Below are 23,232 nucleotides of genomic sequence, written 5' to 3'. Positions count from 1 at the left end.
TTTGACTTTTAAATTGAGCTAAACGTTGTATATGTATAGGTGGAAAGGCAGAAAACTAGTTTCTATTAGAAAATCTGTTATCATAGTCAAATCCTCACTTGAACAGTTGCTACTATTTTAACCATTTAATCTTAAAAAATAATAAATATAGCTAAACTGTGAAACGTGCTATTGGCTAAAATAGGATAAGAAACTATAGCTGCAAATATCCAAATTGATTTTTTATAAATCTTCCAGGCTTGGTTTTTCTTCTGATTTTTTAAGTCTTTCTTTATTTAGTATGGAGCTTATCTCTTCTACACTTTTATCAATATCATCATTGATTATTACATAATCATATTTATCACGTTTGCTTATCTCTTTTTGAGCTTCGGCTAATCTGCGCTCTATTTCGCTTGCATCATCACTATTACGCTTTTGCAAACGCAACCTAAGCTCTTCCATTGAAGGGGGAAGTATAAAAACACTTACAACTTTTTTTCTCATGAGCTTGAATAAGTGAAATGCTCCTTGCCAGTCTATGCTGAGTAAAACGCTTATTCCATTGCTTAAGTTTTGCTCTATAAAATTTCTTGGTATACCATAAAAATTCTCAAAAACTTTGGCATATTCAAGCATTTGGCCAGCTTTGCATAACTCGTGAAATTTTTCTTCGGTAACGAAAAAATAGTCTTTTCCATTTATTTCGCCGGGGCGAGGCTTGCGCGTAGTCATAGAAACAGACCTAACTAAATTAGTTGATCGCTCAAGTAATTTTGCTGATATAGTAGTTTTTCCAGCTCCAGAAGGGGAGGATAGAACCAATAATACGCCCTCACTTTTTATGGTCATTTTTCTTTGCATTTTTTAACATGGTGCTTTTTGGATCAGAGTTTAAAAAGCTAGAACCTTCTAAATTAGAATTTGATAAGTTGGTGCCAATGAGAGAAGAGTTATCAAAGACAGTATAGCGCAAATCGGTCTTTTCAAAATTTGCCTTATTCAAATTAACGTTTACAAACTTTGCTCTACTTAATGTTGAATTAGAAAAATCGGCATTTTCTAAATTCATATTCTTAAATTCAAAGTAAGAATAATTTACATTAAATTTTTCACCCTGTGATATTTTCTCTTGCAAATCTTTAATCGAAGTTATAGCATTTTCTGAACCTGCAAGTTTTTTCTGTCCTTTATTGTCAATCAAAATTGAATTATCAAATTTGCAACCTGTTAAGTGAGCATCAACAACTGAACTTTTATATATGCTTGAAGAGAGAAAAGACATATCACTAATTGTTGAATTGCTCAAATTGCTAAGAAAAAAGCTAGTTTTCCTAAAGGCATTAGCGTGAAGCAAAGAAGATCTGAAATCGCTTTCAATAAAATTTGAATTAGTTACTTTTAAATTAGACCAGCTTGAATTATCAGCTAATAAATTAAAGAATGTTGAATTTTCTATTTCACTGGAATCAATATTATGGCGAGAAAGTGTACTGTTATAAACTTGAGAGTCTTGGATTTTTATCTTATACATTGAAGTTGTAGAAAGGTCTGAATCTTCTATCTTCGCAGAGGTGAATAGTGAATGGTCAAAAAATGAGCCATTCATGTTAGAATTCGCAACTTTAGTATTATGAAACTTTCCGTGACGAATGTCAGCATTAGAGACATTAACTTGATGCAGTTCACTAAAACTAAAATCAATATTGGATAAATCAGCATCCTGAAGATTTGCTTCAGAAACATATGTATGCTTTATCTTGGAACCATTTAGTATAGATTGAACAAAACTTGAATTATCGTCATTCACATAGGAAATTTGTGTGTTGCTTAAATTAGTTTCGTCGAAGTTACTGTTAATTATGATAGAAGAATTAAGGTAGGCAGCGGAAAGATTGCTACCTGTAAAGTCTGATTCTTTTAACTCTGCACCATATATGTTAGCATTTTTTAATGAAGAAAATTGTATCTTTAATTTATATGCATCCACTCCAAAGAAACTTGCATTATCAAGGTTGTTTTTCTGCATAACAGTATCGTTTATTTCACTATCACTAAAATTTACGTGGCTAACATTCGAGTTTGATAAGTTGGAGAAATTCATTTTCACATTCGAGAAATTAGTATGCAAACCAATTACGTTGTGCATACTCACTTTTTTGAGATCGGAACTGATAAAATCAGCATAACTAACATTAGACTGATCAAATACGATATCTGTTAAGTTTGCAGAAACAAATTTTGTAAAACTCAAATTTGTACCTTTTATTTTAATGCCATGTAAATTAGCATTGGAGAAATTAGCACCACGTAAATCAACATCAATGAAAGACACGTCGGATAAATCGGTGTTAGAAAAATCAGCACCAATCAGACTTACTCCATCAAAAACAGATTTACTTAGGTACAGTTGGTTAAAATTAGCTCCATTTAAGTTAGAACCAAAACCTTTCTTAAAATCTTCTGGCACGCCCTCTTTGTGGCACTGCACCAAAAATTCAGCAAAGTCTTTTTTACTGTAAGATACGTATTTTGCATCACGCAAAGCGTTTAAAAAATCACTAATCTGATTTTTTTCATCATTTGTTTCGTTTCCATAACATAAATGACCAACTAAAATTAATATCAAAAATCTAATCATCTTGCTTATCGCACTGTATTTCTTTCGTTTTCACAGCCCAATCGTACATTGCTGAGCTTTCTTTATTGTCTATTTTTCTATCCTCCAAAAGATGTGGCATCATTTCGGCAATCGCATTTATTATATTGATCTGCTTTTTTTCGATTGCTATATCAATTGGGGATTGAAAATTATTGTTAACTACTCTAAGATCAGCACCTTGTAATAAGAGAAAGCGCACTATGTCTACCTCACCTTGTTTAACTGAATAAATGAGAGGAGTATCACCCAATTTATTTCTAAACCTTAGTATCTCTTGAATTGTTAATCCAATTTTTTCTAGCTTACTTATTACTCCTCTTAAGCAAGTTAAGTTGTTCTTCTTAATGCAGTAAAAAAATTGCTTACTGTAATCATCAATAAACACAGTTGTAGGAAGATGCTCATTAAGGCTATCATATTGTCGTTTATATATTGACTTGCTTTGTATGTCTTTATGACCCCATTCTTTTATTGGTTCTCTGTTTAGCTTTGTCCATTTTTGTAAACTTTTCTTTTCACTTTGCTCTTCTTCATCTTTTTTAGTTATAGGTTTTACTCTATTGCGGTCCTTGGAATTACTGTTTGTTTCTTTCACTTTTTTTTCTTCAGACTGATTCTCTACTTTTTCTTTTTTTCCCTCTAATAATTGACTCGCATCACTTTTTGAAAGTTCATTATCTTTTATATCAATCTTCTGATCAGCTTGTAGATTTTTTTGCGGGTTAGCTGTATTCTCATTTAAATCAGCACTTAAAGGCAAAGGCTCTGGTTTCAAATCTTTATTCACTTCTTTATTGGCCACATTTGGTAAATTTTGAGCAAATTTGTCTGTGCTTCCTTCTAGCTGGTCATTTGGCAAATCTTTATCAATCCTTTCACCTTCACTTATAGTTTTTTCAACCACGAAAGCTTTGTTCTCGTTGTGTTGCAGTTTCTCTTTATCGGTAGTGCCGTCTAATCTTTTGCTCTCAGCCTCTTGTGTTTGTTTAGCATCGACGTTGCTTTTTAACTCATCTTTTTGATTTGTGCTATCTTGCTTCCTTACACCTACATTTTCGTTTTTATGAACTGATTCAATTTTCTTTTCTTCAAATTGCTCTACAGCAAATAGGCTCAGTGATCCGAATACAACAGCTAATAATATAAAATATAAAATATTTTTCATAAATATCCCAAGCATAAGCTTAATTAAAATGATACTATAATCAAATGATTAATCTACAGTAAAAAATGCCTTAGGATTTAATTTATAAAAAAACAATAGATTTTTTGTATCTGTTCAGGGGCATCGCAAATATTGAAGCAAAGTGGTCAGTGCTTACTGTACGAACATTGTGATTTGAGAGCAATCTCCGCTAGGGAGGATGTCATCCCAGTGCTCCTTTCTCGTCATCCCAGTGCCCAGACACTGGGATCCAGAAAAAAGAATGGTGTCATGCAAGTAGCCTCCTTCTCCTGTCATCCCAGTGCCCAGACTACTTGGATCCAGAAAAGTTTGCTTGTAAGCAAGCAAACTAGCATAGAAAGTGGTTACAACATTTTCGATGAGATTATATGGAAAACTGGATCCCAGTGTCTGGGCACTGGGATGACAAAGGAGGACGTTATTCCAGTGCCAAGCACTGACCATTTGCTGTGCAATTTACCTTCAAAAATGAATGTTCGTACAGCTATGGAATGAATCGCGGTATGACGTAGGACTGCTGTCATTCCAGTCTGGAATCTAGTCTTTACTGGGGAGAAGAAACTCTCCTTCTACAGTGTATCCGTTTAGGGGAGGTATCTGTTCAGATGTATGGCTAATGTACAAATATTGAAACAAAAATTCCAGTGCTCCCTTTCTTGTCATCCCAGTGCCCAGACACTGGGATCCAGAAAACTTAACTTTAAATAAGTGGCTGCATAATAAACTACACATTAAACCTAAAGTGCATTATATCACCATCTTGCACGATGTAATCTCTGCCTTCAAAGCGAATTTTTCCTGCGTCTTTGCAAGCTGATTCACTTCCATACTTTATGTAGTCTGCAAAGCTTATTGTCTCTGCTTTTATAAAGCCTTTCTCAAAATCAGTGTGGATTACACCTGCTGCTTTATCGGCTGTTGACCCTATTTTTACTGGCCATGCCCGTGCTTCTTTGGGGCCCACAGTAAAGAAAGTTATCATACTCAGCACTTCATACATAATACGCGCTACTCCATCAAGGCCTGATTCTTGTAAGCCAAATTCTGATAAAAAACTCTGTTTTTCCTCTTCACTATCAAGATTTGCAATATCTGCTTCGAGTTTTGCTGAAATGCAATAAAATTTGCTTTTATTTTCCTCCGCCATCCTCTCTACCTTTTTAGATAATTCATTGCCAGTTATAACATTTGTATCTTCAACATTGCAAACGTACATAACGGGCTTTGTTGTCAGCAATTGAAGCAACTTCATCTCATCTTCATTGATATTCTCCAAACTTCTTGCAGGTTTACCTAATTTTAAAGTAGCTAATACCTCTTGCATTAATTCAAGTTGTCTCTTTAGCTCTTTATCACCTTGCTTTGCTTTCTTTTCCAATTGAGGAAGCCTTTTTTCTATGCTATCAATATCAGCTAGGATTAATTCCATTTCTACCACTTCAGCATCTGATATTGGATCTATTTTACTGTGTATATGGCTGATATCGTCATCCGTAAAGCACCTGAGCAGATGAACGATGGCATCAACTTCTCTGATATGGCTTAAAAATTTATTGCCAAGCCCTTCGCCTTTGCTCGCACCCTTTACCAGACCTGCAATATCTACAACTTCTAATTGGTTGTAGATTACCTTCTCTGAGCCTGCAATTGCTGCGATTTGTTTCAAACGTTGATCTTTTATCGAAATCTTGCCTATATTTGGCTCGATTGTGCAAAAAGGATAATTTGCAGCTTCGGCTGCACTTGACTCTGTAAGCGCATTAAATAAGGTTGATTTTCCTATGTTTGGTAACCCAACTATACCGCAGTTAAAACTCATATTTGCTATGTAAAATTATAACTATTGCATAATTTAAAAATTTCTGCTATACTTAATTAGTCGCTTATTGACAATTTTGTTGGTATAGTAATATATAGCTTAAATTAAGGTAAAACTATGACTACAGCTAAGAAACGGAAACTACCAAGTGACTTTCATGATGTTGAGGTTGGAATAAAAAGGCCCAGGATCTCAGGGCAAGAAATAACTCTTTTAAATAGTAACCCTTACCCTGACAATTTCTATGTAGGACAAGCAATTGGTAATGGAAGCTGTTTTTTTGACTCGTTCAGGCAAAGTCTAGAACAACAGACAGGAGAGCAAGTTACTGTCGAAAAATTAAGAAATGATTGTAGGGAATTTGCGCAAAAGAATCCACCAAAGTGGTTTACAAATGCAATTGTCAATAGTCATGATAACAATGGCCAGCACCGTAGTGAAACTGTAGATGATTATACAGCAGACATTATGCGTAACAGTAGGTGGGGTGATCCTGACGTTGAAGGCAGAATACTTTGTGAAAAGTATAAGGTAAAGCTACATGTTATAGAGAACCAGACTGTTGATAACCAAGATCTGTCTTTGCATGAATTAATAGACAATTCAGGTTCAAAAAGTGCAGGTGAATACAATAAAGTTGATTATGATGATAGTAGTATTGTGCATATAATAAACAAAGGCGGATTGCATTTCGAACCATTGCTTGATAGAAATAAAAGTTTAGCAAAACAACTGCAAGAGGAAACCAAACTTAAACAAGAGCAAGAACAAGAAGATTTCCTATTAGCAAAAAAACTGCAGCTAGACGAGATCTTAGAATATTGTAACCTTTCAAAGGATATCTCTGAGAGAGCAGAGGTTGAAAAGGGATTTGATAAGTTATTGGCAGAAAATGCTGATGGAAAAATTGGTGATGTTGTAGGGCAGTGCGTTAGTGATATAAAGCAGCGCATAGAGCGCTCTGAGAAGCAAAACCCTTCAAGCTCACCAAGATGTAGTATGGAGGAATCAAGAACAGAAAAAACATTTCATCAACAACAAATATCACAATTGGAAGTGTAAAATAAATCTTCATAGCTCTGTATATTTTTATATAGGGCTTTTGCAAGCATTTCATATAATATGAACTTGCAGTACGTACTAACCTAAATGCAAGTTGACCATGAGACTAGTTTAATTATTGATGCCATAGAGGAATTTGGCGGTGAGGCTAGGCTTGTCGGCGGATGTGTGAGAGACTCAATTTTGCAGCGTGATGTTCACGACATCGATTTAGCTACTAATTTGCTTCCCAATCAAACGATTAAAGCGCTAAAACTCCGTAATATAAAAACTATTCCAACTGGCTTAAAACATGGAACTATCACTGCGGTTCTAAATCAAAGATCTTTTGAGATCACAACACTAAGGCATGATGTGAAATGTGATGGTAGGCATGCAAAAGTAGAATTTACCAATAATTGGCAAGCGGATGCTTCAAGGCGCGACTTTACATTTAATGCTCTGTATGCAGATAAGCATGGCCATATATATGACTACTTTGGTGGTATAGAGGACTTAAAAGCGCGAAGGTTAAACTTTATAGGCAACGCTGAAGATAGAATTAAAGAAGACTATCTACGTATTTTAAGAGCATTTCGTTTTCATGCAAAAATATGTGCCGGAGATTTGAGTGATGAAATACTAAGCGTATGCAAAAAGCATTCGCATATGATTCAAAACCTCTCTGGAGAGAGAATAAGAGATGAAATACTTAAATTGCTGGAGTGCAATGATCCTTTTCCAACACTTAAGAGCATGCAAGAATCTGATGTTTTGCAAAAGATTATCCCAAAAGAAGTAAAATGCGAAATTCTGTCTTCGTCACTTCTTTTGGGCACTGATGCACTAGTAAAATTAGCGTTACTTCTTAGGACCACCAAAAATGACAGGCTAAGTCTTGGAGAATATGTAAGCAAATTTTTACGTCTTTCGAACAAGCAAAAGAAAAAGCTGCTATTTTTACTATCCAACGATATCAAAACAGAGCTTTCGGAAAAAGAGCAAAAAAAGTACATATCTTTATTTGGTAGAGAACTATATTGTGATTTAATAAAAATTTGTGGTGTTGAGTCTGGAGAAAATATTGACAAATACATTTCATTTGCTAATACATTCAATATTCCAAAATTTCCTTTATCTGGCGATGATTTAATAAGTATAGGTCACCAGCCAGGAAAAAGTTTAGGTAAAAACTTAGAATTGCTAAAACAACATTGGGAAGACAGCTCCTACACTTTAACAAAAGAGGAGCTGGTGCTTTATGCTAAGAGCCTACTTTAACTTGCTTTCCGACTGTTCAATGAATGTATGCTTACAGTATTAGTGTGACTCATCGAGGAATTAGGTGTGTATTCTTTTTTAGCTTTTTCTGTTAATTGGTATTCGTTTACTCCTCCTTGAGTTTGATTACACATTCCCTGATCTGTAGATAAAAATTTATCTCTTATGCTTGATGTCAGTTGTAACTCTTGAATCTTATCTAAAAAAAATCTCATTCTAGCTTCTACTAGCTCTTTCACAACAATTTCTTTAAGTAATTCTACTGAGTCGTTATTATTATTATTCTTGCTATTAAAGCTGTGCAAGATAGAGTCTACAATCTTATTTACCCCTTCTTGTTTGTTAAATTCTAATTTTTTTACGCATTTTCTAACAGAAGGTGACAACTTGGCTTTTAACGTGTCATCTCGTAGTTCTTTACCCATATTTTTTCCAATGTTACAATGTTCGTTGACAACTTCTTTAACCTTAGCTTCTATGATCTCCCTTGCGGATTGTTTCAAATTACTTTCTAATAATTCAAGCAGCTTACTGCTTTCAAATTTGCCATCATCTTGATTTGATAGAGACTTTATAGTTTCATTAAGCACGTTATGGCAAAAGTGTTTCTCTTTAAATTCAGGAAAACCTTTTTTTAACTCCTCGTTTTTCCCAGATAAAAAGTTATTGAGACCCTTATCCCTAGAAAGCTTATTGGGCAAGTTTCGTAATTTTGAAAGAGTTGATTTTGCAGTAGATACTGTACTCACTGCACCTGCCTTTTTAGCCAATTGACCTTCTTTTGCTTCCTGTAGTTTCTTAGTGTCAGCTTTCAATTGACCTTCTAAATCAATCTCCAATTGTTGTTTAGATTCTTGAACACTTTGTAATTGCTTCCCCAAGTTCTCCATTTCACCCAATTGAGCAGTCAATGTATTCACACTTAATCGTAGAGCTTTGTTTTCATGACCTAAGTCACTGACTTTATTTTCTAATTCAGTATTTTTGTCTTTAGCCTGACACAATTTATCAGTCTGTGATTTAAGTAAAGCCACTAATTTGCTAGCTTGCCATTGTTGATTCAATTCAATTAATTTATCCTCCTTGTCCTTTAACCTACTCTTAAGTTCTATTATTTGTGCTTGCAGACTTTCATTATCTTTCCTAGTAGCTTCAATTTCTTCTCCTTGCTCTCTTATTATCATGTATTGATCAAATATAGTTTTCTGTTGTTCATCAACTTTATCCTGCATTGCTTTTTTATCTTGTTTGTATTTGGTTAGTTCCTCTTCTCGTTCGCCTGCATCTTCTGTAAGTCCCTTATAACTCTTTTCAAGTCCTTCAATTGCAGATCGTAATTCTCTATTTTCTTCTTTTAAGGAAGCATTTTGTAAACGTTCAAGTTCTAATTCCTGATTTATGCCCTCCAGCTGTTCTTCTAATGCTTCATCATCTTCCTCTGTTATCAATGCTACTCCATCAGTCTGAACCCCTCCATCTTTGTTTATCACTACACTTTGGCTCTCTTTCTCTACAACTTCAGGTTTTAAGTCAACTTGAACACTTCCATCTATTGTCTTAAAAGCATCAGTTTGAACTTCATTGTTTGCAGTAGTTTTATCGTAGTACAAAATATTTTCTGCCCATCTATTCCATCTCTTGGGCAATATTCGTCCAATCGTTTTTAGATATAACCAAGCAAATACAGTAGACCAGCTGTATTTTTTTTCCTTTCGCTTAATATTAATTTCATAATTAACCTTATTATTAATATTTAGCATAAAATTACCTCATTTTTTAACTTTAATTTACAGAAAATTTTAATAGTAATAAAGTTATATATATTAGTATAAATGTTAAACAAATACTAACACAGGTGTCAAATTATGGTAAAGTCTTTGCCCGCCTAATACACTTTAAGCAGAAATGTACATGTCTGCAAGTACAGCATTTGCTTTTTCTATCGCTCTTGCTAACACTTCCTGTTCATTGTTCTGATTTTTCACATTGATTACCTGAGCAGCCAAGTTTGCAGGAAAAGTGACCAAACTGACTTCCCATAATTCCACTTGTTTTAACACTCTAGCTCCGCTTTTATGATCAACATCATACTCTATAGGTATATAGCCGATGGAAAGTCCATTGATTACTCCAGTTTTGAGCATTAAGTACGCTTCCTTTGCTTTTTGGATGCCCAAAAGTAAGTGTGCGGTTATATACAGGCCAACATCATTTTCGCAAATATCTATGATGCTACCTATAGGCTCACCTGGATTGTGCTGCCAAAGGAGTTTTATTTTATTTCTGTTTAAATTTTCCTTAAATGCTCCAGGCAATATCAGATCATTTTGTTTATCAACTATATTAAAAACGCTAGCATAACCAGAAAATACACCGTTTTCTTCTATACTTTTTATTGACAATGGTGAATAGAGAAATTTCTTATTCATAAAGCCTCCTGTAGTATTGGGAATTTTGTTTCGCAATGCACTGCGATATAATTCTATTATATGCAGTGCTCTAAAAGGGGGAAGCACTTTTCTTAGTTACTAAAAACGCTAACTAGAATCCAGATTGGACACTGGGTTATAAAATTCTACGTCATACCACCGCGGCGCTAACAAGTAGCGGAATGACGATTGTCAAGGTGTCATCCTAGTGCCTCTATGATGTCATCCCAGTGCCCTGACTACTTGGATCCAAGAAAAAGAATGATGTCATGCAAGCCCCTATGATGTCATTTCAGTGCTTGACACTGGGATCTCATTTCACTCTATAATAGCAGTGCTCCTTTCTTGTCATCCGAGTAGCCTCTTTTTTGTCATCCCAGTGCGTGACACTGGGATCCAGCCTTTCCATAATCATCAAAACATTGTATTGTAACGTAAAATGGCTACTTTTATGCTTACCAACTTAATAAAATTCCTGGATCCCAGTGGGCTTTGTTGCATCGCTAGCTATGATGGATTAAAGATAAAAAAGGTGGAGAATATCAGTAGCTTATTATTCTGGTATTTATAACAAGAACGGTCAGTGAATACCTAAATTTGAGTAAAAGAAATTTCACTACCACTCACTAATCCGGCTAAAATTCAAGAATTTCAATGCTTTAGCTATTTTCAATAGAATTAAATTTATTAATATAAATAACAAGTTACTATTCTTAAATTTGATCAGATTGATTGCAAAAAAAACAAGATTTTCAATAAGTTGCTTATAATCCTAATTATAGTTAGCCTTTCATAAGTAGCGATGCAACAAAGCCATCCCAGTGTCAAGCACTGGGATGACACCCTACTTAGCCGTCATACCGCGATTCATTCGCGGTATCTCTAGATCCCGCTCACAAGCAGCGGGATGACGATTGTCGTTTAGCTATAAATATTTAAGAAATTTACCAAATAAAAAAAAGGCAAAGAAAACCTAGGGTAGCTAGTATTCAAATTCTCCCTTGTTCTATTTGACGTCTTTTGATGTCTTAAACGCTTTATAAGCGCGTTTCGGCTTGTATAGGTAGAAACCCAGAAGTTTTATAAAGACATGAGGTGCACATAGTGCAAAAAATTAAGCATGATTTACGCCAAATACAAAGTTCCCTTTGTCGTTTTAATCTGCAGATTGCGAAGATAAATAAATAGCTTCAGTTTCATGATAAGGGGGCTGGCGGAGTTTGTCAAGCAAGTTTTTAGCCCTGTCTCCTTGCTATAATGTTCATATCGATAGAAAAGCAAAAGAATAAAATGAAATATCAAGTGATATCCTCTATAATTAAATTTTTTGAATGAAGAGATGACGATTCGTGTAGGAATTAATGGTCTGGGTAGAATAGGCAGAGGCGTATTGCGTGCTATTTTCGAAATAGAAGAATATAGCAAACAAATAGAAGTTGTAGCTATCAATGGATCGCTCAGTGCAAAGCAGCATGCACATTTGATTAAATATGATTCTGTTCATGGCAAATTCAGTGGTGATATTGATTTTAATGAGTCTCAAAATTGGCTATCCATAAATGGCAGAAAGTTTTCTTTGTATAGAGAACGGAGCCCTGAAAATATTCCTTGGAATGTTGATGTAATACTTGAATGTACTGGTGCATTCAACAAACGTGAAGAAGCAATAAGGCACAATGCAGAGAAAGTAATTGTCTCTGCTCCAGTTCCAGATGCTGATGTCACTATAGTTTATGGTGTGAATAACGATATGCTCGAAAAAGAGCATAAAGTGATATCAGCAGGTTCTTGCACTACAAATTGCCTTGCTCCGATTGTGAAAGTCCTACATTCTAGTTTAGGCATAAAAAGCGGTTTTATGACTACTATACATGCCTACACGAATGATCAAAATGTTCTTGATGGTAATCATAAAGATTTGCGTAGAGCAAGGGCTTGCGGATTATCTATGGTGCCAACTACAACCGGGGCAGCAAAAACAATTGGTTCTGTCATCCATGAATTAAAAGGAAAACTAGATGGCACTTCCGTCAGAGTTCCAGTTAGCAATGTTTCTATGGTTGATTTTAAATTTACGACTGATAAGAAAGCGACCGTTGAAGAAATCAATGAAATATTTAAGGATGCAGCTCTCTCCTCTACGTCATTCCAGCGCGTGACGCTGGAATCTAATTTCTGGATCCCAGTGTCAGCTACTCGGATGACATCAGAGGGTACTAGGATGACAGAGGGTTATCCAATGTCAAATGTACTTTCTATATGCGAGGAACCTTTAGTCTCAATAGATTTTGTGCATAACCCTTATAGTGCAATTGTGGATTTAACTGGTACATATGTTACAGGTGATATATGCAGGGTTGCAGCGTGGTATGACAATGAGTGGGCTTTTTCGCTGAGAATGTTAGACATAGTATTATTGAGCTATAGTAAAGTATGAACTGGAACTCAAACAAATACGCCTCATTTTATGAGCACTTTGCGGAACTCAGAAAAAGAGTTATCTTTTGCTTTCTATTTTTTTGCGTTGCTTTGGGTTTTTGTTATTACTTTAAGGAAAATATATACCGTTTTTTACTCGCACCTTTAATAGAAGCAACAAAAGGTAGCGAAGGTTTTTCTTTAATTTACACAGACTTAACAGAGGCATTTTTTGTGTATCTTAGAGTTGCAATGATGAGTGCACTTTTGCTCTCTTTTCCTGTGTTTGCATGGCAATTCTATATGTTCTTAGCACCTGGGTTATATAAAAGTGAAAGGGCAGTGTTGTTGCCATACTTAATTGCAACACCGGTTTTATTTGTAACGGGAGCTACTGTAGTCTATTACTATATATTTCCTTTAGCCTGGAAGTTTTTTATCAACTTCGAACACAGTGGTAAATCCTTCGATATACCGATAGAGTTTATGCCATCAGTTAGCGAATATTTAGACCTCGTTCTCCAATTTATGTTTGCATTTGGCACTGCATTTCAAATTCCAGTCATACTCACATTAATGGTGAGAGTTGGGCTACTGACTGCACAAAGTTTGTCAAATAAACGTAGAATCGCAATAGTGGTAATTTTTATTATTGCTGCAATCTTAACTCCACCTGATGTATTAAGCCAAGTAGGGCTTGCAATACCTATGCTGATTCTATATGAATTGTCCATTCTGATATGTAGGTATATTGAAAAAAAGAAGACAAAGATTTAAACAAAGAAATCCCTCTTATCTCCTTTATATCACATTTTTAACTTACAACATTCTTATTCAGGACTTAAATATGGAAATGTTTCATAAATTGATTGTAATACTTTGTTAAGTTCAGCCTTACTTTTGATGATCAATAATACTGTATCATCACCTGCTATAGTTCCTATAATTCCTATGTTTTTGCTATTATTTAATGAATAAATAACATATTTCTGATCTAGAAAGTAAGCCAGACTGCTAGCTTGTCCTGGTTGAGTGTGTAGTACTATTAAACCAAAATCCGAAATTTGCATATTAAGTATTAATGGTAATCGATATTGGTTGATGTCAATTACTTTATACATACCAGCAACTTTGGCAATTTTAAGTTCTTTCAATTTTCTTGATAAAGTAGCCTGAGAAATGTTATACCCTCTTTTTTTGAGTAAGGTCTGTAAATCGCTCTGTTCTAAAATTTCATGATTTTGAATAATATTTAAAATATGTTCACCTAGTGTGTTGTCATGCATTATGCATTTTCCTCATATTGAATATGTAATAAGTATATTTGAAATTATATTCATTATTTCTTGACTATTCAATTTTTAATGTCTATATTCACAAGATGAATAAAATATGAATATAAATTAGTAATATGAAAAAATACATTTTAAATGCTATTATAGCGATAAGTATTCTATTAACAGGATGCAAGGAAGATAAACACGATAATATCATTAGATTTGCAATTTCTGCAGATTATCCACCTTTTGAATATTATGAAAATGGTAAATTTACTGGCTTTGACATTGAGCTTGCTCAATTAGTAGCAAAAGAGTTAGGTAAAGAAGCGATATTTAAAGATATGCAGTTTAGTACTATATTTGCAGCATTGCAAAGTAATTCTGTAGATGCTGCTATATCTACTATTGGTAGCACAGAAGAGCGTGAAAAAAATTTTGATTTTTCAAATAGTTATTATACAGGGGAATTTGGTATTCTATATCACAAAAATAAACCCATAGCCGGTATAAACAACTTAACTCACAAGAAGATAGCCGTTCAACTAGGAACTGTCATGGAAATTTGGCTAAAAGAGCATGTTCCTACAACAGCTCAAATTATTGCTATAGACAATAATAATCAAGCTGTAGAAACATTAAAGTCTGGTCATGTTGATAGCGTCCTAATTGATGAATTCCAAGGTAAAGTATTTAGCAAAAAAAATCCTGGTCTATCATGGTCAGCCATCGCTAAGTCAGATAATGGTTATTCTATTGCTGTGAATAAAGGATCTGATTTAAAGGATAAAATAAACGAGGCGTTAAAAAGTTTAGAAAGTAAAGGTGTAATACAAAAGATAGCAGAAAAATGGCTAGGAGATAACTGATGCAAGAATTAATTTCTAATTTCTTGTTTGTTGGAACAGGCCTTGCCTTTACTTTAAAATTATTGATTGGAGGACTGCTTTTAGGTATGAGTCTAGGAGGGTTATTTTCAGTACTCAGATATAATAAGATCTGTATTCCATTAATTAATGGAATTATATCTGTAATACGTGGCACCCCCCTTATATTACAGTTAAGTGTTGTTTATTTTATGACTCCAACCATTGCAGGAACTAAATTAAACATATTTAGTGCTGGCATTATAGCATTTGGTCTAAATAGCTGTGCTTATATTGCTGAGATTTTACGAGCTGGTATTGAAACTATATCAAAAAACCAGTTTGAAGCAGCTAAAACTTTACAAATACCTAGTTTCTATATGTGGAGAGATATTATATTACCACAAGTTATTAAAAATATTCTTCCTGCAATGATAAATGAGATCATTGCACTCCTTAAAGAAACGGCATTAATCTCTACTATTGGTGGTGTTGATATTATGCGCTCTGCGCAAATGCTTGCAGCAGAACAATTTACTTATTTTATACCACTTTGTCTTGCTGGGGCTTATTATTACGCTCTTGTATTACTAATTGAATATATAGGCAAAAAGATTGAACAGAAAGGTATATATGATAAAAATGCATAATGTTTGTAAATTATTTAATAATATTCCAGTACTTAATAATATTAACCTGATTATAGAACAATCTATAGTTGGTCTTGCTGGTCCTTCTGGTAGTGGTAAATCAACATTGTTACGTTGTATACAAAAACTCGAAGTTTTAGATTCTGGTAGCATTGAATGCAATGATAGTACTGGTTTTGTATTTCAGGATTTTCAACTTTTCCCACATATGACTGTCTGGGAAAATCTTACATATGCTCCCAAACTTAAAAACAAAACTCAGGATCAAAGTGATTCACTACTTGAGTCTTTGGGTATTGCCTCTAAAAAAAATGATTACCCTAGTAATCTATCCGGTGGGCAAAAACAGCGGGTTGCGCTTGCCAGAAGCTTAATGATGAATCCAAGGATTCTATTATGCGATGAGCCAACGTCTGGTTTAGATGTAGCAACAATAGTCGACGTTGTGGAACTACTACAATCAGTTAGAGATATGGGTATTACTATGATTATCGCTTCTCACAATTTGGATTTTTTAACAAAAATATCAGATCGGATTATTCTGTTAAAAAACGGAAAAATAATTGTAGATATCAATCCTAAAGAAATTGATGAACCAACAAACTATTTAAAAAATAATTATTAAAAGAGAATCACTCATATCATACTGAGAGCTATAACAGATCTTAGCATCGAAAATTACATAATGTATATTATGGAAAATAAATTACATAATATAAGAAGCAACGCTAAAAATAAAATCACATAATATAGCAAACTATAGCTAACCCAAGAAAGGTTTTCCTACGTCATACCGCCACGATATCTCAGCATAGATTCCGCTAACAAGTAGCGGAATGACGAATTTTTGTTTTTCAAACTGTCGGTAAATCTAAGTCAGTTTAGCTATATGTGTCAAGCACTGGGATGACACCCTCCTGATGGGCCAAAATCACAATGTTCGTACAGTTATGGAATGAATCGCGGTATGACGTGTTGCTTTGATCAGCTATAAAGATGATGCTGCGGAAGTTTTTAGTACTTGCTCGCAACTTTCAACAATTTAATAGCACTGGTGTTTACAACCTCTCCGCCGACACGCTTAGTGACAAAAAACCTCACATAAGGTTTATTCGTATAAGGGTCTCTTAATATTCTCATTCCTCTGTTATCTACAATCTTATAAGCTTGTTTGAAATCTGCCATCGCAATTACTGGTAGCTGATTGTTTGGCGCTGGTGGCATATCGGCAGATTGATATACTGGTATTCCCATTAAGGTATCTGGGGCTTTAAGCGACAAACTTGGTTGCCAGAGATATTGACCTGTTTGAGCTTTTAGTAGCCTAATGTCCTTCAACGTACTCCTGTTCATCAAAAATGACGCATTTTTGGAATAATATTCGTCCAGAGAGTAATACAACATCATTATTGAATCACTATCTAATTTTTCAGTTTTAACTTGCTCTATTTTATTATAACTGTTTCCATTTTCATAAGCTAAAATTCCTTTTGGTTGAAAAGTGCCCTCACCCTTAATGAAGGCTTCGCTTTCTTCCTTACTAAAAGTCTCGGCAATCTTTTCCACCAGCCAACTCTCAACATCGACAAACGCATCATCGAGTAACTTTTGTGATATTTGTGGTTGAGCATATAACTCGTAAGTTGTGACGGAAATCTTTTGGATTTTGGGCGTGTCCGTATCTTTTGCAAAATCATACTTAGACTTATTGCCACCGTCCTCATCATCTACTGTTTCACTGCTCCAACCTGCACCGGCGCGGTCAAAATCTTCTATAATGTAATCCAATGTTTCAGTAGAGATTCTTTGACTGGAGCATATTTGTCGCATTGGGGACGAATCAGTTACGCGCTTGTTTATGCGTTTTACAATATGCGGAGTAACTAGATATCCCCCGATATCACTGTCATCTCCACTGAGGGTTTTGTGTGATAAACCGCTTTCCATTCCCTTGCGGATATAATCAGAAAAATATTTATCGCTTGTGCTAAAATCTGTATTTACTTCTGGGCGTTGAGCTGCAGTTTCGATCAAGTCTAAACGCTCTTTGCAACTATCAATGGCATTATTTACCTTGCATAGCTGCTCAATTGTTGCAGAATCAGCACGCCCTTTGCTTTCAATTTCTTTTAGTTTGCGATCATTTATTAATTTAAATTGCTCCCATGATGAAGCGAGTTCATTGATACGGTGAGCGATATCGGTAAGTGACATAATAGCCTCCTTTGAAAATGAAATAAAAATGGAAATAAGGTAATAGGAATGGCATCCATAGATGTTTCCCACAGTTGTACGAATATTGCAATATGGTACATAGTAAACGATGTCATTCCAGTGCTCCCTTTCTTGTCATCCCAGTGCTTGACACTGGGATGGCTTTATTGCATCGCTAGCTATGATGGATTAAAGATAAAAAAGGTGGAGAATATCAGTAGCTTATTATTCTGGTATTTACAACAAGAACGGTCAGTGAATACCTAAATTTGAGTAAAAGAAATTTCACTACCACTCACTAATCCGGCTAAAATTCAAGAATTTCAATGCTTTAGCTATTTTCAATAGAATTAAATTTATTAATATAAATAACAAATTACTATTCTTAAATTTGATCAGATTGATTGCAAAAAAACAAGATTTTCAATAGGTTGCTTATAATCCTAACTATAGTTAGCCTTTCATAAGTAGCGATGCAACAAAGCCCACTGGGATCCAGCTTCTATGCAACTTAATTAAAAACGTTTGTTTTAGCGTAAGACAACTACCTTTAGCTCATCAGCTCAGTTATAAGCAAAATTTCTGGATTCCAGTTTCAAGCACTGGAATGACATCATCTGTTGTGCAATTTACCTTTAAAAATGAATGTTCGTACAGTTATGTGCTTGGCACTGAAATGGCATCATTTTTTATCTGTTGAAAATGTAAACCGAAAAATAGCGTGGCACTTTGTGCCACGCTTAGTACTGTAAGCTTAATCGAGTAATTGAATTAAGCGAGGTAAAATAAAAGATAATGACACTATATAATGTTCGTTCTTTTATGTCAAGCACTTTTTTGAATTTTTTTGGTGATAATTTTTATCCAGTTATTTTATTATTGTAGTATAATTTCAATGCCAGATACTATCATTATGATCACTATCTAAATTTCAATCGTAATTATCATCAAATTTATATATCCCCTCCATCTCTTCTCTATGCAATTCATGTGAATCACCTAAAGCTTTTTGATTAGAAACGTCAACACAATACTGTAACAGTGCTCTTAATGCTCCAGCACTATCTTGATCTAAATTAAAATTGCTAAAATCAAATTTCTGCATATTCTCCACATGTCCTTCTCTACATAACCTACATATCTTAGCAAAAGCCCTTTCACTTTCTCGACTCCAAGCATTAAGAAAGTAAGGATCTACTACTTTGCTAAATTGTTTCTCTATCTCTTCAAGAGAGCTCTCTGGATTAAGTTCTAATATTACTTTGAAAATCCCACTGCCATGGAATCTATAAAATTTACTAGATAAGCTATCTTTTACAAAATTAACTGCATCATCTATTGTAACACCAGAGCGAGATTCAAATATCATCTCAAATGCTCCATAACAACTATCAAGACCAAAATTAATTATTTTTTCCATAAAATCAATTACCTCTTCTAAGGAAATTTGTGGCTTATTCCTCAAGATAACTTCTAAACTCTTGACAAAATTATGCCCATGCTGATCCATAGCATGGGTTTTCCCATTTATTGTATAATGATATAGCTTCTTATTTTCTATTATATGCTTATTGCACTGGTAGATATGTAGCTTATTCAATTTGCCAGAATATTCCTCTATTTCCTTATCTGGTAATTTTGAGCGGAATTCCTTGATTACTTCGCGTATTATTCTATTGATATTACTCATGCTTATTCCTAATTAATATGTTAGTATTTTTATAAATTAAGTTATTATATTAAAATTCTTTCATGGATTTCAATATTAGCTCCGCACTACTTGTAGTTTTTGTAATGGGTCTGCCAATGACGATATAATCAGCTCCTGAATTTATTGCTTCTTTTGGCGTTGCTGTTCTTTTTTGGTCGTCATGACCTGGATCTATACGAATTCCTGGAGTAATAATTTTAAAGTCTTCACCGCACTCTCGGCGCACTTCTTGAGCTTCTAGTGCAGAACAGACTATTCCATGGAGTCCAATCTTTTTTGCAAGCTTTGCAAGCAAAATTACCTGTGATTTTGCCTCTCTTGCTACTCCAAGCTCGTTTAAATCCTCATTGCTCATACTAGTTAGCACTGTCACTCCAATCAGCTTTATTTTTGTGCCTTGCACTACACTTAGCGCTTCTTCAAGCATTTTTGTCCCACCGCTGATGTGCAGAGTTAACATTTCAACGTTCAGAACTTTTATTACTTCAACTGTTTTGGCTACAGTGTTTGGAATGTCATGCAATTTCAGATCTAAAAAAATTGGTACATTGCATTTTGCAACTTCTTGCACTCCAGAAAGACCTTGAGCAGCAAAAAATTCTAATCCCAGCTTTACCATGCCAACTTTACCACGCAGAGCATTAGCTAGAGAAATAGCCTTATTTAAGTCTTGTGTATCCAGTGCGCATATTATTGGGTTCATTATCTTGCATGATTTATCTTATAATAAGACTCATTGTTGTGTTTTGCAAATACTTTCACTCTGATTGAACTGACTGCGTTCATAAGATTCTGTCAATAGTGAATTTGGCAACTTGGTCGGGGTGGATGAGCGACTGACAAATAATGATTCATATCCAAGATCTTCCAGCGAAGAAGAAGGCGTTTCGTCTGGCAAAAGCCGTGCAATTTCTCCTTGTAACGCAGACTTTAATATTTGAATCGTATCTAATATTGCTTTTCCATCATTATTTCTTATTGGTTCTTCTATATTGTCTGTTACGCATCTTATCAACAGTTGCGCAAAATTCACTTGTTTTTCTTTCTCTTTCAAAAAATCTTCTATTTGACTGTCTCGTTCTAAAAGTGAATTTCTTAAACTTTTTACTTCATTATTACAATCTTTTCTTATCCCATCTAACTCAAAAGATTGATTTTTAATTAAACCATTTGCTTCATCTAACTCTTCAAATTTCTCTTTTAATTCTTTAGATAAATTTTTCTTTTCTTTGTTGACCTCTTTAATTTTACATTGTAGCTTATCTAAGTTTGCATGCAGCCTTTCTTGTTCTTCACGTAATTCCTCTACTTCTTTAGAAAGTTTATTTTTTTCCTTATTCAATGCCTCTACTTTTTCACTAAGTTCATGTTTTTTCTCACGTAGTGCCTTTTGTACTTCACGTAACGTTTCTATTCTATCATTCAACCCCTTATTCTCTAGCTCTAAATGTTTATTATCATCCACTTCCATCTTCAGCTTTGCAATAAATCTACTTCTTTCTTCCAACTGTTTCTTCAAACATGAGATTTCAAGTTTTAATTTCTCTTCCTGCTCATTAAGCTTACCTATTTCCTTTCTTGTTTTGTCCAATTCATTGTCTATTTCAAACGTACGATTCTTTGCTGTTTCTAATTTTTTCTCTAAAGATTTTTTTTCTTCAAGAAGAGATTCTCTCTCAGCTTCTGACTCATTTACTTTCTGATCCAATCTTTTTGCTCTCTTGTCTAAATTTTGCTTCTCTCTAGTTAATTCATGTAATTGATTCTTCACTTCTTTGTTTGCAGCTTCTTCAGCTTCTTTTTCCAGAGTTATTTTATTTTCTAACTCTTGCTCTTTCTGAGCGAATTTATTTCTCTCAACCTCTATTTTTTTATTATTACTAATTATTTTATACGAAAGTGCAAGCACCAAAATAGATAATGTAGCTAAAGCAAGAATTAGAGGAAGAGGCACATTAGAAGTTACAATAAGCGCTAAAGATGTAAGTAACGTAAGAGTAGCTAAGGAACTAGCTACAAAATAAAATGCATTAGCCTCACTAAGCAAATTGCTCATTACTCCCCTCCCACCACGGACAAAACTCCAGCAGTCTTGTATATATTTATTAAAATTCTCTTATCTGTGGAGGAATTATAGTGCTGCACCTACAACAAACTTTCCTTTTTCAGCCTGCTAGCTAAAAAATGACTTAGACCTTGTGTATCGAGTGTACCATTGTACTTATAATGTCTAGTTAGCTATTGATCGGGGTAGAACATATACTGGTATATCCAGAATCACATGAAGCATCATTCAGCTTTTTACATGGCGATCTTATTGGAGTGGATATATAAGGTGGTTTTGGTTTCGGGAACTGTTTATTAACAGACTCATTTTCACCTATTCCTTCAAGTTCTGATAAATGTTCACTGCTTATATCTGAAGAAATGGAATGACTTTGCTCGTCTTCCTGCTCAATTACTGCTTGCAGACGTTTAACTTTTCTTTCCAAATCAGAATTACGTATTCTTAATTTACTGCATTCGTCATCCAAATCTTTTTCGCTACTTTTCAACTGACTGTTATTATCGCGCAACTTTTCATTAAGTTTTTTTAACTCTCTGATCTTATCAAGATTTTTAGTTTTTTCCTCTTCTAATTCCTTGCATAGTTTTTCTTTTTGTTCTAAATCTTTAGCTGGCTGGATCGTTTCTTGCACTTTTTTACTTAACTTTTCTTTCAATCGTATTTCTCTTTTTACTACTTCCCCTAATTCAGATTTTAAACAAGAAGTTTTGTCTTTTTCTAACTGCACTGCTAATTCTCCTACTTTTTTCCTTCTCTTTTCTAAACATGTTTCCAATTCTGTTATTCTTTCTTTTAATAAAAGAGCTAAAATTCCTTCATATTTTAATTCATCTAACTGCCTTTTTAAGGAATCTATTTCTTTTTGAGGTTGAGATAATTCCTCCATTAAAGAATCCACTCTTTCATTCAATCTTACATTTTCATCATGTAACTCTTGGTATTCAAGAGAAAGCATCTCCTCCTTATGTTTTAACTGACCTTTTACTTTTGCACTCAATTCTGTATTTTCATCGTGTAAATCTTTGTTCTTATTATTAAGGGCACCTATCTTACCCTCTAATTCTCGGATTTGATTACCTTTATTATTTAACTCTTTTGTAGCATCATCTAATTTTTGCTGTGCATCATCTTGTTGTTTCTTTAACTGCTCTATTTCCTTATTTAACCCTGCAATTTCGCTTTCCAAATCTTGCTTTTCTCGAGTTAATTGATCTTTTAATTCCTTCACTTCTTTATTTACAGCTTCTTTAGCTTTTTCTCCCAGAGCTATTTTACTTTCTAACTCTTGTACCCTACTCTCTGATTGTTGTTTTACGCTTTCTAACTCTTGCTCTTTTTCAGCAAATTTATTTTTCTCAACCTCTATTTTCTTATTATTACTAATTATTTTACATGAAAGTACAAGCACCAGAACAGAAAGTATAGACAAACTCAAAGCAACAGGAAGAGCTACATTAAAGGCTGCAACTGAAGACAAGAACTTAACATAAGGGGCAACAGCAAGTGTCCCAGACGCAAGCAATACCAAAGTAGCAAGAGCACCAGCTATAAGATAAGGTGCATTGGCTTTATTATATAAATCCCCTATTATTATTCCCTCATACTAATAATGATTACAATAGCATGGATAT

General features: G+C 34.3%; 24 protein-coding genes. 10 read left to right on the top strand and 14 right to left on the bottom strand.

All coding sequences use genetic code 11. From position 1 onward, the window contains the following. Nucleotides 1–222 precede the first annotated feature (222 nt). The 4 genes from gmk to AAGD51_RS03000 form a co-directional block, all read right to left on the bottom strand. Nucleotides 223–831, bottom strand: coding sequence for a guanylate kinase (gmk, locus tag AAGD51_RS03015; RefSeq protein ID WP_236515176.1), 609 nt, complete (start codon nt 829–831; stop codon nt 223–225). Next, the gene (locus tag AAGD51_RS03010) at nt 815–2,620 is read right to left on the bottom strand and encodes a pentapeptide repeat-containing protein (protein ID WP_077188063.1); all 1,806 of its coding nucleotides are present in this window, start codon (nt 2,618–2,620) and stop codon (nt 815–817) included. Before AAGD51_RS03010 ends, gmk begins: the two co-directional genes overlap by 17 nt. Then, on the bottom strand, nt 2,613–3,806 hold the full coding sequence (locus AAGD51_RS03005) for an ankyrin repeat domain-containing protein (RefSeq protein ID WP_077188062.1): 1,194 nt from the start codon (nt 3,804–3,806) through the stop codon (nt 2,613–2,615). The genes AAGD51_RS03010 and AAGD51_RS03005 overlap by 8 nt, the downstream gene beginning before the upstream one ends. Nucleotides 3,807–3,959: 153 nt before the next feature. Continuing rightward, nucleotides 3,960–4,103: a hypothetical protein gene (locus AAGD51_RS03000; RefSeq protein ID WP_197907209.1), complete on the bottom strand. Its 144-nt coding sequence runs from the start codon at nt 4,101–4,103 to the stop codon at nt 3,960–3,962. A 33-nt stretch (nt 4,104–4,136) separates the two neighbouring features. Between AAGD51_RS03000 and AAGD51_RS02995 the strand changes: the two genes are divergently transcribed. Then, on the top strand, nt 4,137–4,322 hold the full coding sequence (locus tag AAGD51_RS02995) for a hypothetical protein (RefSeq protein WP_197907208.1): 186 nt from the start codon (nt 4,137–4,139) through the stop codon (nt 4,320–4,322). Between the two features lie 42 nt (nt 4,323–4,364). On the opposite strand, the gene AAGD51_RS07215 is transcribed toward AAGD51_RS02995, so the two are convergent. Together AAGD51_RS07215 and ychF are read right to left on the bottom strand one after the other, a co-directional pair. After that, entirely contained in the window at nt 4,365–4,559 is a 195-nt protein-coding gene (locus AAGD51_RS07215; RefSeq protein WP_410529736.1) for a hypothetical protein, read from the bottom strand. Next, on the bottom strand, nt 4,552–5,646 hold the full coding sequence (gene ychF / locus AAGD51_RS02990) for a redox-regulated ATPase YchF (protein WP_010962597.1): 1,095 nt from the start codon (nt 5,644–5,646) through the stop codon (nt 4,552–4,554). The genes AAGD51_RS07215 and ychF overlap by 8 nt, the downstream gene beginning before the upstream one ends. 117 nt (nt 5,647–5,763) lie before the next feature. Here ychF and AAGD51_RS02985 point away from each other — a divergent pair, with 117 nt between their 5' ends. Together AAGD51_RS02985 and AAGD51_RS02980 are read left to right on the top strand one after the other, a co-directional pair. Then, nucleotides 5,764–6,708: a hypothetical protein gene (locus tag AAGD51_RS02985; RefSeq protein WP_341810499.1), complete on the top strand. Its 945-nt coding sequence runs from the start codon at nt 5,764–5,766 to the stop codon at nt 6,706–6,708. 87 nt (nt 6,709–6,795) lie between these two features. After that, entirely contained in the window at nt 6,796–7,968 is a 1,173-nt protein-coding gene (locus AAGD51_RS02980) for a CCA tRNA nucleotidyltransferase (RefSeq protein WP_006279937.1), read from the top strand. Here AAGD51_RS02980 and AAGD51_RS02975 read toward each other — a convergent pair. Both AAGD51_RS02975 and AAGD51_RS02970 read right to left on the bottom strand, forming a co-directional pair. Then, nucleotides 7,965–9,728 carry a hypothetical protein gene (locus tag AAGD51_RS02975; protein ID WP_338976539.1) on the bottom strand — a complete coding sequence of 588 codons (1,764 nt, stop codon included), beginning with the start codon at nt 9,726–9,728 and terminating at the stop codon, nt 7,965–7,967. The two genes, AAGD51_RS02980 and AAGD51_RS02975, sit on opposite strands and share 4 nt — an antisense overlap. A 135-nt stretch (nt 9,729–9,863) precedes the next feature. Then, nucleotides 9,864–10,397, bottom strand: coding sequence for an HK97 family phage prohead protease (locus AAGD51_RS02970; RefSeq protein WP_077188057.1), 534 nt, complete (start codon nt 10,395–10,397; stop codon nt 9,864–9,866). A 295-nt stretch (nt 10,398–10,692) separates the two neighbouring features. Here AAGD51_RS02970 and AAGD51_RS02965 point away from each other — a divergent pair, with 295 nt between their 5' ends. The 3 genes from AAGD51_RS02965 (at nt 10,693) to tatC (ending at nt 13,592) form a co-directional block, all read left to right on the top strand. After that, nucleotides 10,693–10,830 (top strand): hypothetical protein, encoded by a 138-nt coding sequence (locus tag AAGD51_RS02965; RefSeq protein WP_186809111.1) that lies wholly within the window; start codon nt 10,693–10,695, stop codon nt 10,828–10,830. A gap of 906 nt (nt 10,831–11,736) precedes the next feature. Continuing rightward, a complete protein-coding gene (locus AAGD51_RS02960) occupies nt 11,737–12,834 on the top strand; it encodes a type I glyceraldehyde-3-phosphate dehydrogenase (RefSeq protein WP_077188141.1) in 1,098 nt (365 codons plus the stop codon). Further along, the gene (gene tatC / locus AAGD51_RS02955; RefSeq protein ID WP_341810498.1) at nt 12,831–13,592 is read left to right on the top strand and encodes a twin-arginine translocase subunit TatC; all 762 of its coding nucleotides are present in this window, start codon (nt 12,831–12,833) and stop codon (nt 13,590–13,592) included. The genes AAGD51_RS02960 and tatC overlap by 4 nt, the downstream gene beginning before the upstream one ends. A 53-nt stretch (nt 13,593–13,645) precedes the next feature. On the opposite strand, the gene AAGD51_RS02950 is transcribed toward tatC, so the two are convergent. Beyond that, nucleotides 13,646–14,101, bottom strand: a complete 456-nt coding sequence (locus AAGD51_RS02950; RefSeq protein ID WP_064125001.1) for an arginine repressor — start codon at nt 14,099–14,101, stop codon at nt 13,646–13,648. Nucleotides 14,102–14,226: 125 nt separating this feature from the next. Here AAGD51_RS02950 and AAGD51_RS02945 point away from each other — a divergent pair, with 125 nt between their 5' ends. The 3 genes from AAGD51_RS02945 to AAGD51_RS02935 are packed head-to-tail and all read left to right on the top strand — an operon-like array spanning nt 14,227 to nt 16,233. Continuing rightward, the gene (locus AAGD51_RS02945) at nt 14,227–14,961 is read left to right on the top strand and encodes a substrate-binding periplasmic protein (protein WP_077188142.1); all 735 of its coding nucleotides are present in this window, start codon (nt 14,227–14,229) and stop codon (nt 14,959–14,961) included. Then, nucleotides 14,961–15,608: an amino acid ABC transporter permease gene (locus AAGD51_RS02940; protein WP_077188143.1), complete on the top strand. Its 648-nt coding sequence runs from the start codon at nt 14,961–14,963 to the stop codon at nt 15,606–15,608. Before AAGD51_RS02945 ends, AAGD51_RS02940 begins: the two co-directional genes overlap by 1 nt. Further along, nucleotides 15,592–16,233 carry an amino acid ABC transporter ATP-binding protein gene (locus AAGD51_RS02935; protein WP_077188144.1) on the top strand — a complete coding sequence of 214 codons (642 nt, stop codon included), beginning with the start codon at nt 15,592–15,594 and terminating at the stop codon, nt 16,231–16,233. Before AAGD51_RS02940 ends, AAGD51_RS02935 begins: the two co-directional genes overlap by 17 nt. A 389-nt stretch (nt 16,234–16,622) precedes the next feature. Here the strand turns inward: AAGD51_RS02935 and AAGD51_RS02930 are convergent, their stop codons facing one another. Then, on the bottom strand, nt 16,623–17,822 hold the full coding sequence (locus AAGD51_RS02930; protein WP_236514794.1) for a phage major capsid protein: 1,200 nt from the start codon (nt 17,820–17,822) through the stop codon (nt 16,623–16,625). A 48-nt stretch (nt 17,823–17,870) separates the two neighbouring features. Between AAGD51_RS02930 and AAGD51_RS02925 the strand changes: the two genes are divergently transcribed. Further along, nucleotides 17,871–18,089 carry a hypothetical protein gene (locus AAGD51_RS02925; RefSeq protein ID WP_236514795.1) on the top strand — a complete coding sequence of 73 codons (219 nt, stop codon included), beginning with the start codon at nt 17,871–17,873 and terminating at the stop codon, nt 18,087–18,089. A gap of 664 nt (nt 18,090–18,753) precedes the next feature. On the opposite strand, the gene AAGD51_RS02920 is transcribed toward AAGD51_RS02925, so the two are convergent. The 4 genes from AAGD51_RS02920 to AAGD51_RS02905 form a co-directional block, all read right to left on the bottom strand. Beyond that, nucleotides 18,754–19,512, bottom strand: a complete 759-nt coding sequence (locus AAGD51_RS02920; protein WP_236514796.1) for a hypothetical protein — start codon at nt 19,510–19,512, stop codon at nt 18,754–18,756. Nucleotides 19,513–19,561: 49 nt separating this feature from the next. Beyond that, complete coding sequence (gene pyrF / locus AAGD51_RS02915) at nt 19,562–20,236, bottom strand: orotidine-5'-phosphate decarboxylase (protein WP_006279404.1); 675 nt, start codon at nt 20,234–20,236, stop codon at nt 19,562–19,564. A 30-nt stretch (nt 20,237–20,266) separates the two neighbouring features. Next, entirely contained in the window at nt 20,267–21,589 is a 1,323-nt protein-coding gene (locus AAGD51_RS02910) for a hypothetical protein (protein ID WP_077188148.1), read from the bottom strand. Between the two features lie 178 nt (nt 21,590–21,767). Continuing rightward, nucleotides 21,768–23,123: a hypothetical protein gene (locus AAGD51_RS02905; RefSeq protein ID WP_341810496.1), complete on the bottom strand. Its 1,356-nt coding sequence runs from the start codon at nt 23,121–23,123 to the stop codon at nt 21,768–21,770. Nucleotides 23,124–23,232: the final 109 nt, after the last annotated feature.

Origin of the sequence: Wolbachia endosymbiont (group A) of Volucella bombylans, from assembly GCF_964026965.1 — a bacterium.
GTDB classification, from domain to species: Bacteria; Pseudomonadota; Alphaproteobacteria; order Rickettsiales; family Anaplasmataceae; genus Wolbachia; species Wolbachia pipientis.
The sequence above is the reverse complement of the archived record's forward strand: the minus strand, read 5'-3'. Positions and strand labels throughout refer to the sequence as shown.

Coding starts and splice junctions, on each gene's coding strand:
- AAGD51_RS02920 (WP_236514796.1), bottom strand. CDS start 19,512: ATGAGTAATATCAATAGAATAATACGCGAAGTAATCAAGGAATTCCGC.
- pyrF (WP_006279404.1), bottom strand. CDS start 20,236: ATGAACCCAATAATATGCGCACTGGATACACAAGACTTAAATAAGGCT.
- tatC (WP_341810498.1), top strand. CDS start 12,831: ATGAACTGGAACTCAAACAAATACGCCTCATTTTATGAGCACTTTGCG.
- ychF (WP_010962597.1), bottom strand. CDS start 5,646: ATGAGTTTTAACTGCGGTATAGTTGGGTTACCAAACATAGGAAAATCA.
- AAGD51_RS02960 (WP_077188141.1), top strand. CDS start 11,737: ATGACGATTCGTGTAGGAATTAATGGTCTGGGTAGAATAGGCAGAGGC.
- AAGD51_RS02940 (WP_077188143.1), top strand. CDS start 14,961: ATGCAAGAATTAATTTCTAATTTCTTGTTTGTTGGAACAGGCCTTGCC.
- AAGD51_RS07215 (WP_410529736.1), bottom strand. CDS start 4,559: ATGTGTAGTTTATTATGCAGCCACTTATTTAAAGTTAAGTTTTCTGGA.
- AAGD51_RS02910 (WP_077188148.1), bottom strand. CDS start 21,589: ATGAGCAATTTGCTTAGTGAGGCTAATGCATTTTATTTTGTAGCTAGT.
- AAGD51_RS02945 (WP_077188142.1), top strand. CDS start 14,227: ATGAAAAAATACATTTTAAATGCTATTATAGCGATAAGTATTCTATTA.
- AAGD51_RS02950 (WP_064125001.1), bottom strand. CDS start 14,101: ATGCATGACAACACACTAGGTGAACATATTTTAAATATTATTCAAAAT.
- gmk (WP_236515176.1), bottom strand. CDS start 831: ATGACCATAAAAAGTGAGGGCGTATTATTGGTTCTATCCTCCCCTTCT.
- AAGD51_RS03005 (WP_077188062.1), bottom strand. CDS start 3,806: ATGAAAAATATTTTATATTTTATATTATTAGCTGTTGTATTCGGATCA.
- AAGD51_RS02975 (WP_338976539.1), bottom strand. CDS start 9,728: ATGCTAAATATTAATAATAAGGTTAATTATGAAATTAATATTAAGCGA.
- AAGD51_RS02925 (WP_236514795.1), top strand. CDS start 17,871: ATGGCATCCATAGATGTTTCCCACAGTTGTACGAATATTGCAATATGG.
- AAGD51_RS02970 (WP_077188057.1), bottom strand. CDS start 10,397: ATGAATAAGAAATTTCTCTATTCACCATTGTCAATAAAAAGTATAGAA.
- AAGD51_RS03010 (WP_077188063.1), bottom strand. CDS start 2,620: ATGATTAGATTTTTGATATTAATTTTAGTTGGTCATTTATGTTATGGA.
- AAGD51_RS03000 (WP_197907209.1), bottom strand. CDS start 4,103: ATGACAGGAGAAGGAGGCTACTTGCATGACACCATTCTTTTTTCTGGA.
- AAGD51_RS02985 (WP_341810499.1), top strand. CDS start 5,764: ATGACTACAGCTAAGAAACGGAAACTACCAAGTGACTTTCATGATGTT.
- AAGD51_RS02980 (WP_006279937.1), top strand. CDS start 6,796: ATGCAAGTTGACCATGAGACTAGTTTAATTATTGATGCCATAGAGGAA.
- AAGD51_RS02935 (WP_077188144.1), top strand. CDS start 15,592: ATGATAAAAATGCATAATGTTTGTAAATTATTTAATAATATTCCAGTA.
- AAGD51_RS02930 (WP_236514794.1), bottom strand. CDS start 17,822: ATGTCACTTACCGATATCGCTCACCGTATCAATGAACTCGCTTCATCA.